Consider the following 17,404-nt stretch of genomic DNA (forward strand, 5'->3'; position numbering starts at 1 on the left):
CCATGCCTCCTCCAATCCATTCCATTTATTCATTACGAAATAGCGGAATTTGTGAATCAATCACAAGCTTAGGACTATCAGCTATTTTAAATTGATCCGCGTTACTCCTGGCATACTCTAATGTCACTTGTACACGGTCATGCGTCTGGCTTGCTTCACTTAAGCTTCCTTCACTTATTGTAAATTTACTTCCAAGTTGGAATTCTTTCGTAACCACATTCGTCCCTGCCCGTCTAATTTCAATCTTGCCACCGGCGATTGGATTCGGAATGATCTCCATCTCATAAAGCTCAATGTACACCTTGGCATCATCACTCTTTTTGGCATATCGGATAATCTTCTTATCGATTCCCTCATCCTGGACGTAGATCGCTTCTTTCAGCTCCGAAATAATCTGACTGTAAATCCCGTCTCCTTGGTTACGCATCTGGGTTTCCATCGTGACTCGTTTATACATCGACACGCCCATTAGCATAAAGGAGTACAGGATGGAGGCTACCATACCAAAGATCATTATGGCAGCCAATAATTCAATCAAGGACATCCCTTTCTCATCGCGCTTCATGTGGCGTTACCACCTTTTAATAAGATACGTATCGAGTGTCGTGGATGATTTAGCTGATGGTGTGTCGAGCGACTCTTGACCTGACCAATATACCGTCACGTACATTTGGGCCAAATACGCATCCGCATCATTGCGGAATGGATCTGACGACTCCCACCTTGGAGAGCTTTGTTCGAGCTCAACCAAATAGTGGTACATCGTGCCATTGATATCTGTCGTTGCTAACCTTCCTTTCATCAACTCAGACCCGTTACTTGCTAGATCACCAGTGAATTTAGGTTTATCGCTCAATTCAGCAATAATGGCACTATCATAGCCATCCTTAAAGGAATCGCGAAGCTCAGCTGCTTTCAATCGCGCTAAGTTCGCTCCAATGATTTTGCGACTTTCCTGCGCTGATTTATCTACGGCAGAAGTGAAATAACCCATCAGTGTCACGCTTATAATCGACATAATCGTTACGGCAATCAAGATTTCCACGAGTGACATACCGTCTTCATTAGGTTGAATTTGCTTCACACGTACTTTGCGGCGCACCGTTAGTCCTCCTTATTCCATCACCGTTTAAGCAACCTAATTATTGTTCTGTTCGGTATCGAATTGAATGACTAGCGGTTGCTGTACCATTTCAATATTGTCCGTATCCACTAGCTTCAGGAATACATAGTAGGTACCTGACGTTGTATTCGTTTTGGTAGTTACGGTTAATCGTTTGGCCCCCAATGGCTTCCATTCACTAGCATTTGGTTCAGTTGCGGATTGTTTAATCACGTAATACATACTTTTCGTCGTGTAACCATCCTTTTTAACACTGCCAAAGGTCCGGTCAACGACGGGATACTTCTCATTCTCAACAACAACACTTACAGGTTTATCCGAAACATCACCCGTCGTATAATTCACACCACGCAATGTTGCTGACAAACCTGGATTGACGACGAAATACTCTGGCGATTGTGCCGTTGTCGTCATACCTCCCATCGAAGTCGCTTCAAATTGGATTTGATGCCAGCCCTGACGTTTCTCTACCGTTTCGAACCCGACCACATCACTTAATCGGAATGCATACGTATTCCCATTCTTCGTCATCTTCGGTGAGCTAGAGGAAATCGAGATTGATTTATTATCAAACCACACCTTGACACTTGTAACTGGACTTAATTCATCCTTCGCTGTGATATAAATAATGCCATCGTCTGTTGGGTTCACAATGGATTTACTCCAGCTAATAATGGGCCCTGTACTGTCTAAGGAAACCTTCCCAGTTGCCGCATTCCCTGCAATCGGTATCGAAGAACTGCCACTGATGGCATACGTAAATGCACGCGTTTGGAAATTCACACTATTCCCATCCGGAATGACAAAACCCGCCGATGTTTGGATTCTCCAATTTCCACCATCTACTGAATTCTCATATCCAGCGATGTAATTCAATTTGAAATCATCGTTCGCGTAGACCGTCGAACTTGGTAGCCGTGTAGCTGATCCAGAAACCGAGCGAAGCGTTCCTGGCCCCAGATGCCAGCCATTCTCATTAATCGGATTGCCCTTGGCATCAACAAGCTCATAATTAGCTGGAGCTGTTGGTTTTAAATCCAATTCTTCCGTTGTGCCATCCTTGTAATCAATCCGTACAACAGAATGCAGATCATCAACGAATCGAATATCCGAAACCGCTACATCCTTATTATCAACGGTCCATTGCTTCTGTTTATCACTGTAACGCAAGCGTTGAATTTCACCAGCACTATTCCCAATGTAGACATTGCCATATTTATCAACGATACGAATACTAACGGAGAATTGCGTACCGAAGTTAATGTTAAACTGTCGATTCGTGCTGCATGCATCACGGTAAGTCACCTTCGCGTCTTGTATGGGATAATCACCTGCAGCCGTATCAGGAATCAATTTGATCGCTAGATTGATCTTGTCTTGATTAAAAGGAAAATCAATATTTCCAACATCAACGACAACTTCATGCTTGGCAGCATCATACCGCACATTCGTAGCATTCTCGCCTTGTGCCAACACGAAGCCTTCTGGAATCGGTTGACGAAGGGTGACGTTCTTGAGTTGAGCAGGAGCTTCAATCGTAGTCGCAATGTTATCGAAGATGGTTGAAAGCTGGCTCGCAGAGCTTGCTTGATAGGCTGTTCCACCTGTCTTTGTAGCAATGTACTGTAGCAAATCAAGGTCAATTTCATCCGAACCAGGTGTCGCTAAAGCAATCGTGTAGACTTTGATCCCGAGTCCCGCAAGAACATCCGCATCTGCACGAGCTGCACTTGCTGCTGAGGTATCGCCCGTTTTCTGTTTGTTGCCATCATTCTCATCGGTCCATACGGTAGCTTTACCGTCCGTTAGCAAAATGATTTGCTTCACGGGCTTAGTTCCAGCAGCCGTTAGCATCGTTTTCGCTTTCGCTAAACCATCATCAATATTGGTGCTACCGCCAGCATCCAACTTGTTAATTTCATTTTGAACATTCGTATAGTTCGTAGATAAGTCAAGCACTTTCGAAGCTGATGTGCTGAATTTAATAAGTCCTAAGCGGTCACCCATATTTACAGTTTTAAATTTATTCGTCAAGGTCGCAGAAGCGCTCTTCAGAATATCGATACGAATCGGCGTTCTGCTGTCACTTTTGTTCATATGATAGTCCATACTGCCCGAAACGTCCGCTACGAAAGCGATATCGATCGGATCCCTCGATTGTGTGACGGTATGTGTACCACTTGGATCTAACGTGTAATTAATGGTAACGAGTTGATTGCGCTCTATGTTCGTGACCGGGACATTTCCTACCCCGCTAATGGCTAAGCACCCATTGTCTACCACATCCGCATAGGCGGCATTCGAACCGATAATAGCTGGCAGCATGCTTGTTACTAACATCCCGGTAAGCAGGACAGCGCTCTTCTTTTTCACTTTGTGGAACCAATGCATAATCAGTTGCTCCCTCCTATAACAGATGAATAATTCGTGAAATAACCTTGAAGGCCTCAGCACGTGTGAGTGACCCTTGGGGTCTAAATGAACCATCTTCATATCCGCCAACAATGCCGGCTTGAATTACGTTCTGTAGGGCCACTTTATTCGTCGCCGTTACATTCGCAATGTCATTGAAGTCAGCTGAGCCAGTTTTGAGGGTCACTGCGTATTTTTGTAAAATACGATCAACAATACCGACCATTTCAATACGTGTCATGGGAATGTTCGGCGAGAAATTCAAATCAACAGGACGTTTATCCAGTAAGCCCATCTCTTGTGCCGATGCTACCATGCCAGTCGCCCAATGCTTTGCCATGTCTTCATAACCTAATACAGGCGTTTTCACTGGTTCTATCCCAAGTGCTTTCACAACTAGGGTGACGAACTCCGCCTTGGAAAGCGTTCGATTCGGACGAATGGTGTTATCTTCATACCCATCGATAATGGACTTCTGCATCAAATCTATGATATCTTCCTTCGCCCAATGTGACTCGGCATCGCTAGGCACGGACGTTACCTTCGTTGGCTTCCAGGCTTTTAAAGTAGGTATAGCTACGGGAATATCGGTCGATTTCTTCACAGAGCCCAGTGTTGGAGCGACTGCCCGATCTGGATCTTGGAATACAATGCCATATACATTAACTAGACCATTCGAAGTCACTTTCGCTTCACCATTCTGAGCAGCTTCGGCATCCGTCGGAATATGAGCCCAAGGAATTTTCCCCAGATAAGCTTTTACACGATAGGATTCTTGGGAGGCGCTTTCAAAGTAGGAACGTGTCGTCTCTTCTACATCTGTCGCATGGAAATCAAGCGTACCTGACGGAGTAACACCGATTTCATCCCAGCATACAAGGAGGTCATTGTAATCACGGGCAATAGCGCCAGTCCAGATCTTCACATGTGCACCTGATGCATCTACTTGCGTGACGACAGCGTAAGGCTCTTTGGAAATGATCGTTCCGACTTGCCAACCTGCCAGCGCGAATTTCATGTTCTTGTACTGCTCATTCCTCGCCTCATAATCAAGTCCTAGAATCGTAGTCAGTGGGTTACTGTTCTGTACTGCAGTGACAGCGCTCGTTGGCAACTCCGCTGCATAGATCAAAGATGATGACATCAGTGACACTGCGAGCAAAGTAACAACCATCGCATGGTTTCTCTTTTTCATTTAATCCTCTCCTATACTCATCTCGTATTCTTTAATGGCATCTCGGTGGATGATTCCTTCCTCAACAAGCTGCTTGAGACTAGAAACCATCGTTTGCATCCCGATTTGTCTGTTTGTTTGGATGACCGATTTGATCTGATAAATCTTCTCTTGCCGAATTAAATTCGCTACAGCAGGTGTATTAATCAGTATTTCTAGCGCCATCGCTCGACCTCTGCCATCCATGCGCGGTACTAATCGCTGTGACAAGACGCTTATCAGTACGGAGGCAAGCTGTACGCGTATCTGTCTCTGTTGCTCGGTTGGGAATACATCGATGATCCGATCGACGGTTTGAGGCGCATCAGGGGTATGAAGCGTAGCGAGAACGAGATGCCCTGTTTCGGCAGCCGTGATCGCGGTTTTGATCGTTTCCAAATCCCGCATCTCGCCAACGAGAATGACATCGGGATCTTGACGAAGCGCAGCGCGTAACCCGTTGGAGAATGTTAACGTATCGATTCCGATTTCGCGTTGGGCAACGAGACAGTTCTTACTCGGATGAATATACTCGATTGGATCTTCCAACGTGATGATATGTTTCTTCTGCGTTTCATTAATAAAATCAATGATAGACGCTAATGTTGTTGATTTCCCGCTTCCCGTTGGGCCCGTCACTAAAACAAGGCCTTGATGCTTATGGGCAAATTGTTGCACAAGGTCTGGCAAATTAAGACTGAAAAGAGATGGTACTGTTGTCGATAATACCCGAAACACCATGTTGATGCTGCGCTTCTGTTTGAATACGTTTCCCCGATAGCGGGATAACCCAGGCAGTTCAAAGGAGAAATCGACTTCCCCTTTTTTGGATAACGTGTCATACTGCTCTTTCGTTAATATTTCTTGCGCCATCCGGAGCGTATCCTCAGGCATTAGAACGGAATCAACAACCTTCATCAATTTACCGTGCAACCTCATCAGTGGTTCTGTACCTGCATTAATGTGCAAATCGGAAGCCTTGGATTCGTACGAAACACGCAGCAGATCCTTAAGTGATAACATGTCAGAATTCGATGGTGCCAGCATACTCATCGTATCTCCTCCTATAGGTACATGACTGAATTAATAGAGTGGGTTCGTTTTTCCTGCGGGTTTACTATAGGTTGTTGGGACTGGTTCTTTGAAAAACTTCTGCAATCCTGGCGCATAGTACGAAACTAAAGATACGTTAACGGTAATCTCACGCTTTAAAGCGTTTAGCTTAACAGGCGCTCCACCCTTCACTGCGAAAGTCAGTTTATCCACCTGCATCAAGCGATTCGTTGTTTGCATCTCGTCGAGAAAGCGATGAATTTGTGCATAATCACCTTTAGCTGTCGTGTTCAGCTTAATAGGGATCGCCAGAGTTGGCATAACGGCTGCCGCAGTGGCCGTAGTTCCTTCTCCAGCTTCTGCTGTCTTGGTACTCGGTGTTGCAACTGGTTTAACAGGCGCTATAGGATCAGCCGCTTTACTAACTTCGAAATTGTAGCTTCCTACAGGCATCTTCGAAATAACTTCTAGCATCCGTACTTCGCGGATAAGACCTTCAACATCTGGCACTTCCGGGACTTGGTTGCGCGTTCTAGAGAGACTTACTTGTTCTTCTGCCCCTAAGGTATTGCCGCCATTCGTACGACTATTCAAGGCAGCCAATTCCTTTTTTTTCTGTATCAGCAGGTTGGATTTGGTTGCTTTCTCACTTTGTACCGGTGAAACGAAATTGATATATACCATCACTAGCGCCAATGCAACAATGACCGCCAAGATGATCTGATTTCTAATGCTGCTAAGCAAATTCATTCGTCCGGTCACCCTTTCTTGTTCGCATCTGTCTGGTATTGAAGTTCGAATGTCGCTTGAATGGCTGGAAGCGGCGGGTCAGTAACGACAGGTGCATTCTTATCCTCGGCCGCAGTCACAACCTTCGTCATCCCACTGGTCGATAGGATGATAAAAGAGTTGGAAGCTTTCGTTGCTTGCATGAAGGTAATCACATCTTCACTTGTCGCGAAATTCCCCGTGATCTTCAGCTTGTTACCTTCACCGAAGGATAGAGATGTTAGATTCGATGCCATCGGCATAAGAGCAGATAGCTTATCTAACACATCTGTAGCGCGAGGTTTACTAGCGATCAGTTGTTTAGGCAATGCAATGAAATCGGCAATGGCGCCTGCTGTCGGTGAATTAGCCAGCTTCTTTTGCCCTGCTTTGATCTCCGCATTGACTTGCTCTAGCGCTTTGTTCGTGCTTTTGATCTCCGATTTCGCACTTGTATACATCCAACCCATGCCACCAACAACGATAACTAACGCAGCGATGAACGCATATTTCAGAACTGGACTTGTTCCTGCTTGTTCTTCTTGCCGCATCTGCAGCAAATTAATCTCGATTGACTGTAGCTTCTGTACGGCTGTACTCATCGTACTTTAAGCCCCTTTCATCGCAAGCCCAACGGGAACCGCAAAGGCATGACAAGTTGTATCTTCATCTTTCAAGATGGACTGTAGTGGGAATGTCGCAATCTCGCCCGTGAATGCACTTTCTAGATGTTCTGGAAGCTCTGTAATCCAATCATGTGCGCCTACGAGATACACAAGCTCTACATGCTTCTGATCGTTGGAAACCGTGTATTGAAAATAATTCAATACGCGTCCTAGCTCCATCGATAGATTACGTCCGTATGCAGCTAGCTGATCGGTTCCAGTATCCAGGAAGAAGCTGGTATTGATTTGGATAGAACGGAAGAACACAGGAATCCCGTCCACGAAAATGCTAACATCCGCATGATCAGGCTCGACATGCAAGAGCATGAAGCGATCCTTCATCGCGGAGCCGGTTAACCGTGTATGACGAACCAACAAGCGATGCAAGGCTAATGGAGCCAAATCAACGGATACAGGCACCAAGCCCGATTGCTTCACCACATGGGCGTAGCTTTCAACCACTTCGCCAGGTGTTGCAAAGATAAGCACTTCCTCTTGTGCTCCCCCTTTGGAAGCTTTTACTGTACCGTCTGCTGCCACAGCTGCCTCATCCTTCGGAGCGCCTAGACGAACAAAATCGAATACAGGATTCTTGAAAGGCAATTGCTGTCCACCATGTAATTCAACATCTATCATGTTACGTAGTGCTTTATCTTTTAACGACGAGAAGACCGATTTGCGAAGCACCACATTGGATAATGGCACAGTCACATGAATGTGTGCACCTTGTAAACCAATTTGCTTCACTAGGGTTGAGATACGACCAATGACCGCGTCTTCGTCTACGAATTTTCCATGTTTTATACTGCCTCTATCCAGCGCTATTGAATGGCGCTGTGTCAGGGTAACCTGCCCATTTACGTTCATAATTTCTACTAGCTTTGCTTCTGTATCCGAAATTTGCATGCCGTATGTATATTTGCTTATTTTCTTTGCGAACATTGCGGTAACTCCTCTCGGGTATGCATGACTTAAATGGGCGCGCCGTCCGGGAACGGCGCGCTTGGTTGATTGGTGTTATGGCATTACGACAGATGCTGAGGCATCTAGATCTTTTTCTTCAATAGCTGTGATATATGTGTTACCACCGCCTGATAATGTTACTGTGTAAGTAAAGATACCACCCGTGTTTGTTACAGTTACTTTAGATGAAGCATCATACGTATTTCCTTTATTAGATGGATCTTGAGGAATAATTTGCAGGTAACCGTCAGTATTTAGCTTTGTCAAATCTAAGTCTAGTGGTGCAGTCGTTGGTACTGAGATTCCCTGACCAGTCACGTAAAGTCTTGATGCATCAACTAACATATGCGCATTGGATCTATGTGCATTAGCTTTGGTTTTGTCAAGAATTGTTCCGATGGAAGGGATCGCGATTGCAGCAATAATAGCGATGATAACGATAACGGCTAGTAACTCAATCAATGTCAGACCTTTTTCGTTTTTGTTCAATTCTTTCAAAGAAAACTTCGAAAATTTCGGTAAACGGAAACTCATTTTTCTGTTGTTGTTCATTGTCAATTCGTTCATAGCATTCCCACCTCTAGGTTTATTTTGGTTATGTACCTGATCTTGCCAATCTTGCCTTGCGATATGTTGTGATGCTGTTAAAACCGACGTCATGTTTGTGTATCACCCCCCTTCAAGCTTGATGGCATTTTAGTTTAAGAAATTATCGTACATTTTGAACATCGGACTCATGATCGCTGCTACAATCACACCGACAATGCTGGAAACAAACAGCAACATGAGAGGTTCAATCACTGCCTTCAATCGATCTACACTCTGGTCGACATCGGCTTCGAAGAAATCTGCAATCTTTGCAAGCATGTTATCCACCTGCCCCGTTTCTTCACCAATCATGAGCATTTGAACGACCATCTTAGGGAAAATACCGCTCTTTTGAATCGGTTCGGATAACATCTTACCTTGTTGCAGGCTGTCTTTGGCTTCTCGTAATACTTTAGCAATTACGCGATTTCCAACGACCTTCTCTGTTACATCAAGTGCCTGAAGTACCGGCACCGCACTGACGAATAGGGATGACATTGTACGTGCCATTCGAGCGACAGCCGCTTTTTTGAGAATGATACCGAAGACTGGTATTTTGAATTTGATCGTGTCAATCCAGAACTTTCCTTCTTCACTAGAAGCAAAGCTTCGATAGAGTACAATAACTCCGATGAGACCCGCTAAGAACATCCACCAATAATGAACAATCGCATCACTTGAACTCATTACGAATCGAGTAATAAGTGGTAATTCGGAGCCTTGATCTAGAAACATGCTTGCAAAAGTAGGGACAATTTTCAGAAGTAAGAAAATGACGACACCGACCGCGATAAAGAGGACGACGATCGGGTATGTCATCGCTGACTTTACCTTTTGAACCGTCTTATGCTCTTTCTCGTAATGCTCGGCCATTCGGTCCAAAACCTCATCTAAGTTTCCTCCGGTCTCACCTGAAGCCATCATGTTGATGAACATCGCTGGGAAAACTTTGGGATGATCGCCCATTCCCTTTGATAAGGGATGTCCACTGCGAATTTGCTCCGAAATATCCCCCAAGGCCTCTTTTAAATACTTCGAGGTCGATTGATCTTCTAGAATCGCAACCGATTGATCAATCTGAATCCCAGCACGGATCAAGGTGGCGAATTGCCGGCAGAAGATAACAAAATCTTCCAGTTTGACGGCACGACCGATATGAATATTGATATCCATCGCAGTCGCTTGCTTCTCTTGAATACTACGAATCGTCATTCCGCGACCACGAAGTTCTGTAATCGCCAACTGCTTATTCTGAGCTTTCAGCATCCCTTTCAGCTTTTTACCGCTTTCATTAACGGCTTCATACGTAAAGTTAGCCAACTTCTTGTTCACCCCCACTCATCGCTTGACTTCTGCCCACGATTACTCGTCTGCTACAGCTTTCAAAACTTCCTCAATGGTTGTATGGCCTTGCCGAATCTTGAGCATGCCATCGTAGAGCATACTTTTGAAGCCATGCTTCATTAGATGCTGCTCTAACTCGCTCACTGGACGATTCTGCACGATGAGACTGCGCAGGGCTTCATCTACGACAAGAACTTCATGTACGGCAATCCGTCCACGGTATCCCGTTTTGTTACAAGTTCCACAGCCTCGTCCTCTTGTCACCATCACTGGCTTATCTGGCGACTTCGGAGGCGTCATTGGAACGACAATGCCTGTACCTGTGCCTGCTAGTTGCTGTTCTTGGCCCGTAAGCAAACCATGTGTCGATAAGAGCTTAATTTCATCTTCTCTTGCAGGTACCTGTGCAGCACATTCGCGGCACACTCGGCGCACTAGTCGCTGCGCGACGATACAGGAGAGAGAGGAAGCAATGAGATAAGAATCAATGCCCATATCGATAAGACGGCTGATCGTACTCACCGCACTATTCGTATGGATGGTACTGAGTACGAGATGTCCTGTTAATGAAGCCCTTACCGCGATCTCAGCGGTTTCCGCATCCCGAACCTCCCCGACCATAACAATATTCGGGTCCTGTCGGAGGATGGAACGTAAGCCTGACGCGAAAGTTAAACCAATTTGAGAGTTTACCTGCACCTGTGTAACACCGTTCATCCGATACTCGACAGGATCTTCGACAGTAATGATCTTCACATCATCGCCGTTTAATTGACCTAGCGCAGAATACAATGTCGATGTTTTACCGCTTCCTGTAGGTCCCGAGATGAGCATAATGCCATTTGGCTTCTGAATCATTTTGTCGAATTTCATCAAATTCGCTTCACTAAGCCCCAAATCAGCAATTTTCTTGACCCCTGCTGATTGATCTAAAATCCGGAGAACGATACTTTCTCCGTGTACCGTCGGTAATGTCGATACCCGGATATCAATTCTGCGATTATCTACCTGCATTTGAATGCGGCCATCCTGCGGGAGCCTGCGTTCTGCGATATTAAGCTTCGCAATAATTTTGAGTCTCGCCGTGAGTACCCCCTGCATATGCTTGGGCAATGATTTCTCTGTTCGCAGGACACCATCGATCCGGTACTTCACGATCAGTTGTTTCTCTTGCGGATCAACATGAATATCAGACGCCCTCTGCTGTACAGCGGATTGAATGATTTGATTGACCAGCTTTACAATCGGTGAGCCTTGATCATTTGCTTCCGTTTCCTCGTCTTTGATCTCGATTTTATCCAAGTCGACCATCAATTCATCGACGGATTCTTTCATGCCATAGTTTTTCGTGATGGCTTGCTCGACTTCGGAGCGAATAGCAATGACGGGCTGTACACTCATATTCGTCGCCATTCGAATTTCTTCAATGGCACCGTAGTTTAGCGGATCAACCATCGCCACCTTAATTTTGCCATTCTTACGTTCGATTGGAATGACACAGTGCTTACGAGCAAGCGTTTCGGGAATTAATTGAACCGTTTGCATATCAAGCTGCGTCTCAAACATATTGACGACAGGAAACCCTAGCTGAAACTCCAGCACTTCAACCAGTTGTCTTTCTGTGATCAACCCTTTATCAATGAGAATCTCACCGATTTTCTTCCGGGTATGCACTTGCTGCTTCAGCCCTTGTTCGAGCTGATCCTCCGTGATGAGTCCGTTCATGACAAATAGTTCACCTATGCGCATTGGGGGGTCCTCCCTTCTGTTGATAGAGTACGTAACGGATCTGTGCGACTTATTGATTTACTGTGTTTTCAGTTCTTCTGCTGTCGGCGCCTTCGCGATGACAATCGGATGTGGTGCGTAGAAATCTTTATATATCAGCTCGTTCTTGCCATCATTCTTCATGTCAGCGAACACCTTGACCAGAAGCCCTGATTGACCTTCACTCCGTTTAGCATCACCTTGACCAGCCAATGTAAAATCCGTAAGAACCATGCTTTCTGGAGCGAACACTTCTTTACTCACCGTAATTTTCGGAGCTTTCCAATCGGCTTTCGGTTTCCCATTGAAAGTAACGACTGGTGTTTCACCGTTGTAAATCACGCCTACTGTAATGGGAACGCCTAACGAATTATAGAAAGTTAAATCTTTCTGCTCACCTTGAAAATCAACATCAAATCCAGCAGGTGCATAGGTGGGATTATCTTGATGAGCATAGCGCTCGCCAACTTGCATCCCAGCACGCAGTGCAGCTTCATACAATAACGAAGCTACATGTGATAACTCTTCTGCCTTCTTCTCAGGCACCTTCGCTTTGCTAGCCTCGGTCAACCATGCTTGATAGGAAAAAAGCTTCCCTGGCTCTAGCTTGATCAATCCCGCTTGCTCCAGCCACGCTTTCTCATTCGCATTCACAGTGACAATACTTTGAGCTTGCGATAAGACTTGCAAACCTGTCGTTGTTGTCTTGTCTGTTGATGCCGCCTCTGGTGTCGTTGTTGGTGAACTTATTGGTGTGCTTGCAGGTGTAGCTGCCGGCGATGTCGTTGCTGCCACACTAGCAGTCGGTGTTGGTTTAATCGATGCCTTCGCATTTTCTTTATCCACGCCAGCTGCTTGCGCTATTCCTTTTGTTGAAGCATTGTCGGTGGATTTCCAGAACATCAAACTTTCCAATTTATGTTCCGAATTCCACTCGATAAACCCTGCGGCCGATAATCCGTATACACTTCCAGAACCGACAACGCCTAGAAGAAGAATCCATTTAATAGGCTGCAGGATCAAGGCCTTTCTTCTTTGTCTCATAGCCTACCGTCCTTCAAAGCTCGACATATTCCCTCTTATTTCGGTGGGATGCCTCAAATATAGACGGTAATTTCTGTAGAGCAAATCATACATATTTATTAATTCGAATGACCTAATGCATGAACTATAATTCTTAAGCCACGATAGTCGTTCTCAGGCCATTTCATAGGCATTTCAAGCTATTTGACGCATTCTAGGAGGACAGAAGTCGGGAATTCACGCCGTACATCGTTCAAAGGAAGCGTTTTCATGTAGTTCTTTCGGAGCTCGTATATACATCATAGTGATCGTTCATTCTATATAACTCATGCATATGCATCAGCTCGTACGCGCAATTTCATCAAATTCCTTAAAAAATGGGTCTTCCTCGTATGCCGATCTACAATAATTTCACATGAATTCGTAACAAAATGTCGGTACTTCCAAGTACTCCTGGACAGTTTAGCCTTACTTGTTGAAGAAAACCAGAGTTCACTCAGGCTTTTCCTCACTTTTAACCGTATTATTTCCCCTGGTTTCTAGTGGTACGAGCGCTGAAGATGAAAAAAAAGCTTCCACCTCCACGATCATCGTGAGATAGAAGCTTTTTTTCTACAAATTGAACAATTTCTTAACCTGATTCGTCATTATGTATATAGCATGTGCTTCCTAACACTTTATTACCAATGTAACGCATATGAATGACTTTTTACTTACATCTCTATATCGCGCCAAGAACACTTAAGATCAGAGAAGCTTTGGAATTCACTTTCAGCTTACGATTGATCTTCGTTACATAGACGCGCACGGTATTTTCACTGATCCCCAAAACCTTGCCAATTTGCTTATAATCATAATCTAACAGCCAATACGTAGCGACTTCTTTCTCACGCAGCGTCAGCTTGAAGGCTTTCAACCGTTCTTCCAGCATTTCCTCCACGAACCATGTTTTACTTTGCAGCTCCGTCTTCCTTAACTCATATTCAAGTAGAAGTGCAATCGATTTGATACATGGATACATAAATGGTGCAGAAATGTACTGAAAAGCGGTCAAAACTAAGTAACCCATGATTTGATTATCAGCTATTTGTATCGGAACGCACATCGTTACCCAGTTGTGCATCGTATCCAGATAATGATCCTCCCCACTGATCCAAACCGGTCGTTGAAGATCAATGGCTGCTGATACAGCATTGGTCCCTGCACTAGAAAGAGATAAGGAAGATCCGATTCCGATATTATTTAAATTAGCTGCTTGCAAGATCGATCTTTCATCCCCATTAATTGTCAAAATGACCCCATGATTATCCGTAACCATTAATAAATTAGGAAAGTAGAAGGTGTTCGTCTTCAGATGTGCTTGCCGAAGGATGACATCCATGAGTACTTGGTTTTTAGCTAGTAGCCGTTCCATCATTTTGCCTTGCACGCGAAACCTCACTCGCGTCGAATCTCTTTGAACGCCATTAAGAAATGATTTCTCATGTAGCTTGGCAATCTCCGTTTGTGAGATGCCGACTCTCTCTGTGAATTCATGCATTTGCGTCTCTTCAGCTAATCCATTCATCAATTCCACTCCCGTTCCCTATGTAACCTTGAATTGAAATAGCATCCATGCTGTGAGTAGAATTGAAATTCATGTCGTATGCCGTTGTTTTTCCATCACTACCTTTACAAAATGTTGTATTTTTCGCGCATGTGACACTAACTATAAGGCTCAATTCGAATGCTTGAAATAGTGCAAAGGTAGTAATTATTAGAAGATAGTATACTTGCACTACAAAAAGACAGCGTTTGCATAATTGTAGCCATAAAATGGGATTTCTGACATGTGCCATTCGTAGGATATATCATAATCAAGCGTCCCTATTTAGATTTTACTGTGGAGGTTCTAAGAAGATCGTCTCACCCACGTATGCCGCCTTTTCGAGTTAAACACGCAAAAATCCTACATTTATCCCTAACCCTTTATACCTCAGAGGCATATTATATAAATAAAACTTATCCTTTCCCCAATTAATATTGATAAAGTGATAAGAATGCCTAGGAGGCGGAAGCCCATGTCGCTCATCAGAGCAATTGAACAGACATTCTGTAAGTTGCAAAACCCAACACTGGAGCAATTGCAAGAGGCACTTCAATCGATCGAGCGAAGTCTTATCTTCGTTCCTGATTTCAAAACCGAACCCAAACAGCTGCCTTATGGTAGAAATGTCGTGTATAGCAGTCCACATCTAGAAGTTATCATCATTCATATTCCCGCTTCCCGTTCAACAGCTATCCATAACCATGGCTTGTCCATTGGCGCGGCTTATCTAGTCGCAGGTTCCTTAGTGAATTCATCCTTCACGTTAGACACTAACGGTTATCCGATTGCTCAGAAGGACGATTTCATTCAAGCTGGCGAATATTTCACGGCGCCAGCGGAGCAAATTCACCAGCTTAGCAACCCTTTCCATGAGCCGGCCATCTCGATCCATGTTTATACACCGCCGATTCGTGAAGTTCGACGTTATTTACCTTACAGTGAAGTCTTAGACTATGTGATCTAAAGAAAAACCCCTTGTAGGCTTGCGTCTCTCGACGTGCTTACAAGGGGTTTGCTAGTAGCTATTAAATTGAATATCCCCAATTAGAATTGAAGGGAATTTTCGATATAGGCTTTTAATTCAGAAATCGGCATACGTGTTTGTTCCATTGTATCACGATCGCGAACTGTTACTTGACCATCCGTTTCGGATTCGAAATCGTAAGTGATACAGAACGGCGTACCGATCTCATCATGACGACGGTAACGTTTACCAATTGAACCTGTATCATCGTAATCCACCATGAAATGCTTCGCAAGATCTGCGAATACAGCTTGTGCGCCTTCACTCAATTTCTTGGAAAGTGGGAAAATCGCTGCTTTCATTGGAGCTAACGCTGGGTGGAAGTGAAGCACTGTACGGCTGTCATCACCTTCAAGCTTTTGCTCCTCGAACGCATCAATCAGAAGCGCCAATGTTACACGGTCAGCACCAAGTGAAGGCTCGATGCAATAAGGTACATAACGCTCGTTCGTTTCTTGATCGATGTAGTTGAAATCTTCACCGGAATGCGTCATATGCTGCTTCAAATCGTAGTCCGTACGATCCGCGATGCCCCAAAGCTCGCCCCAACCAAACGGGAATTTGTACTCGATATCAGTAGTAGCATTACTATAGTGGGACAATTCATCTTCGTTATGATCACGAAGACGAAGATTATCAGCTTTGGCACCTAGGGAAAGCAACCAGTTATGGCAGAAGCTTCTCCAGTATTCGAACCATTTCAAATCTTCACCTGGCTTACAGAAGAACTCTAGCTCCATTTGTTCGAATTCACGTGTACGGAACGTAAAGTTACCTGGCGTGATTTCGTTACGGAAGCTTTTACCGATTTGGCCGATACCAAATGGCAGCTTTTTACGCATGGTGCGTTGTGCATTTTTGAAGTTAACGAAGATCCCTTGTGCGGTTTCAGGACGTAGATAAACGACGTTTGAACTTGCTTCTGTTACGCCTTGGAATGTTTTGAACATCAGGTTGAACTGACGGATATCCGTGAAATCTTTGCTTCCGCAATCTGGACACACAATGTTGTGCTCCACGATCAGCTTCATCATGTCATCAAAGGTCATCCCATCAACGATGATTTCAATATCTTTCTCAGCTAGCTTGTTTTCAATCAATTTATCCGCACGGTGACGGGCTTTACAGCTTTTGCAATCGATCATCGGATCGTTGAAGTTCCCTACGTGACCTGATGCTACCCAAGCTTGCGGGTTCATCAGAATTGCCGCGTCTAACCCTACGTTGTACGGGGATTCTTGAATGAATTTTTTCCACCAAGCGCGTTTAATGTTGTTCTTCAATTCAACTCCAAGCGGGCCGTAATCCCACGTATTTGCCAAACCGCCATAAATTTCTGAACCTGGAAAAACAAATCCTCTGTGCTTCGCTAATGCGACAACTTGCTCCATCGTTACACTCATTGTTCAATCGCTCCTTAATTAAGCTTCTAGTTAGTGGGTCAACGCCCTATGACGACCGTTTGGACATGAGCAGACATCAAAAAAGCTCAACATCCAAAGGCATCAAATAATGCCTAGGGACGAGAGCTCGAGCACCCGCGGTTCCACCCTAGTTGATACATCTGGAAGAGCATGCATCCCCTTTATCGTATTGGCTCCGGATAGCCGTTTCCTTGAGCTTCATGCTGGGCTTACACCAATCCCCAACTCGCTGAATATGAAGTGTTTCAAGTACTATTCATCCTTCACAGCCACAATTGATCATTCAATTGGTTTTAGTTTACAAAATATCGCTGCAAAAATCAACTTTCCATATAATACGAGTTCTAAAAGTCGGGTTTTCAGCGCCGAGAAGGTTGTGAGAACCTGAAGAAGGAGGAGCGGAGTGTAGGCAAAACCTACATGAGCACCGGACTTCAAAGGTGAACACA

At 44.6% G+C, this 17,404-nt stretch carries 15 protein-coding genes; 1 reads left to right on the forward strand and 14 read right to left on the reverse strand.

Annotation, left to right across the window (positions count from 1 at the left end; translation table 11 throughout):
- Window positions 1-25: 25 nt before the first annotated feature.
- The 13 genes from AC58PQ_RS01415 to AC58PQ_RS01475 all read right to left on the reverse strand — a co-directional run bounded on the left by AC58PQ_RS01415 (window position 26) and on the right by AC58PQ_RS01475 (window position 14,486).
- Complete coding sequence (locus AC58PQ_RS01415) at window positions 26-565, reverse strand: PulJ/GspJ family protein (RefSeq protein ID WP_497240210.1); 540 nt, start codon at window positions 563-565, stop codon at window positions 26-28.
- Between the two features lie 6 nt (window positions 566-571).
- Window positions 572-1,102 (reverse strand): type IV pilus modification PilV family protein, encoded by a 531-nt coding sequence (locus AC58PQ_RS01420; RefSeq protein ID WP_497240211.1) that lies wholly within the window; start codon window positions 1,100-1,102, stop codon window positions 572-574.
- A 36-nt stretch (window positions 1,103-1,138) separates the two neighbouring features.
- A complete protein-coding gene (locus AC58PQ_RS01425; RefSeq protein WP_497240212.1) occupies window positions 1,139-3,514 on the reverse strand; it encodes a vWA domain-containing protein in 2,376 nt (791 codons plus the stop codon).
- Window positions 3,515-3,530: 16 nt separating this feature from the next.
- Window positions 3,531-4,730, reverse strand: coding sequence for an S-layer homology domain-containing protein (locus AC58PQ_RS01430; RefSeq protein ID WP_497240213.1), 1,200 nt, complete (start codon window positions 4,728-4,730; stop codon window positions 3,531-3,533).
- A complete protein-coding gene (locus AC58PQ_RS01435) occupies window positions 4,731-5,801 on the reverse strand; it encodes a type IV pilus twitching motility protein PilT (RefSeq protein ID WP_497240214.1) in 1,071 nt (356 codons plus the stop codon).
- 30 nt (window positions 5,802-5,831) lie between these two features.
- Entirely contained in the window at window positions 5,832-6,551 is a 720-nt protein-coding gene (locus AC58PQ_RS01440) for a hypothetical protein (RefSeq protein ID WP_497240215.1), read from the reverse strand.
- 8 nt (window positions 6,552-6,559) lie between these two features.
- Window positions 6,560-7,171, reverse strand: coding sequence for a PilN domain-containing protein (locus AC58PQ_RS01445; RefSeq protein WP_497240216.1), 612 nt, complete (start codon window positions 7,169-7,171; stop codon window positions 6,560-6,562).
- Window positions 7,172-7,177: 6 nt separating this feature from the next.
- Window positions 7,178-8,176 carry a type IV pilus biogenesis protein PilM gene (gene pilM / locus AC58PQ_RS01450; protein ID WP_497240217.1) on the reverse strand — a complete coding sequence of 333 codons (999 nt, stop codon included), beginning with the start codon at window positions 8,174-8,176 and terminating at the stop codon, window positions 7,178-7,180.
- 75 nt (window positions 8,177-8,251) lie between these two features.
- Entirely contained in the window at window positions 8,252-8,857 is a 606-nt protein-coding gene (locus tag AC58PQ_RS01455) for a prepilin-type N-terminal cleavage/methylation domain-containing protein (protein ID WP_497240218.1), read from the reverse strand.
- Between the two features lie 36 nt (window positions 8,858-8,893).
- Window positions 8,894-10,105, reverse strand: coding sequence for a type II secretion system F family protein (locus AC58PQ_RS01460; protein WP_497240219.1), 1,212 nt, complete (start codon window positions 10,103-10,105; stop codon window positions 8,894-8,896).
- A 42-nt stretch (window positions 10,106-10,147) separates the two neighbouring features.
- Window positions 10,148-11,878, reverse strand: a complete 1,731-nt coding sequence (locus AC58PQ_RS01465; RefSeq protein ID WP_497240220.1) for a GspE/PulE family protein — start codon at window positions 11,876-11,878, stop codon at window positions 10,148-10,150.
- 57 nt (window positions 11,879-11,935) lie between these two features.
- The gene (locus AC58PQ_RS01470) at window positions 11,936-12,940 is read right to left on the reverse strand and encodes a VanW family protein (protein WP_497240221.1); all 1,005 of its coding nucleotides are present in this window, start codon (window positions 12,938-12,940) and stop codon (window positions 11,936-11,938) included.
- A gap of 700 nt (window positions 12,941-13,640) precedes the next feature.
- A complete protein-coding gene (locus AC58PQ_RS01475; RefSeq protein WP_497240222.1) occupies window positions 13,641-14,486 on the reverse strand; it encodes a helix-turn-helix transcriptional regulator in 846 nt (281 codons plus the stop codon).
- 493 nt (window positions 14,487-14,979) lie between these two features.
- On the opposite strand from AC58PQ_RS01475, the gene AC58PQ_RS01480 reads away from it, so the two are divergent.
- Window positions 14,980-15,471, forward strand: a complete 492-nt coding sequence (locus AC58PQ_RS01480) for a cysteine dioxygenase (protein WP_497240223.1) — start codon at window positions 14,980-14,982, stop codon at window positions 15,469-15,471.
- Window positions 15,472-15,551: 80 nt separating this feature from the next.
- Here AC58PQ_RS01480 and AC58PQ_RS01485 read toward each other — a convergent pair whose 3' ends face one another.
- Window positions 15,552-16,934: a glycine--tRNA ligase gene (locus tag AC58PQ_RS01485; RefSeq protein WP_497240224.1), complete on the reverse strand. Its 1,383-nt coding sequence runs from the start codon at window positions 16,932-16,934 to the stop codon at window positions 15,552-15,554.
- Window positions 16,935-17,404 lie beyond the last annotated feature (470 nt).

It is taken from the genome of Paenibacillus sp. J22P143 (assembly GCF_059692035.1).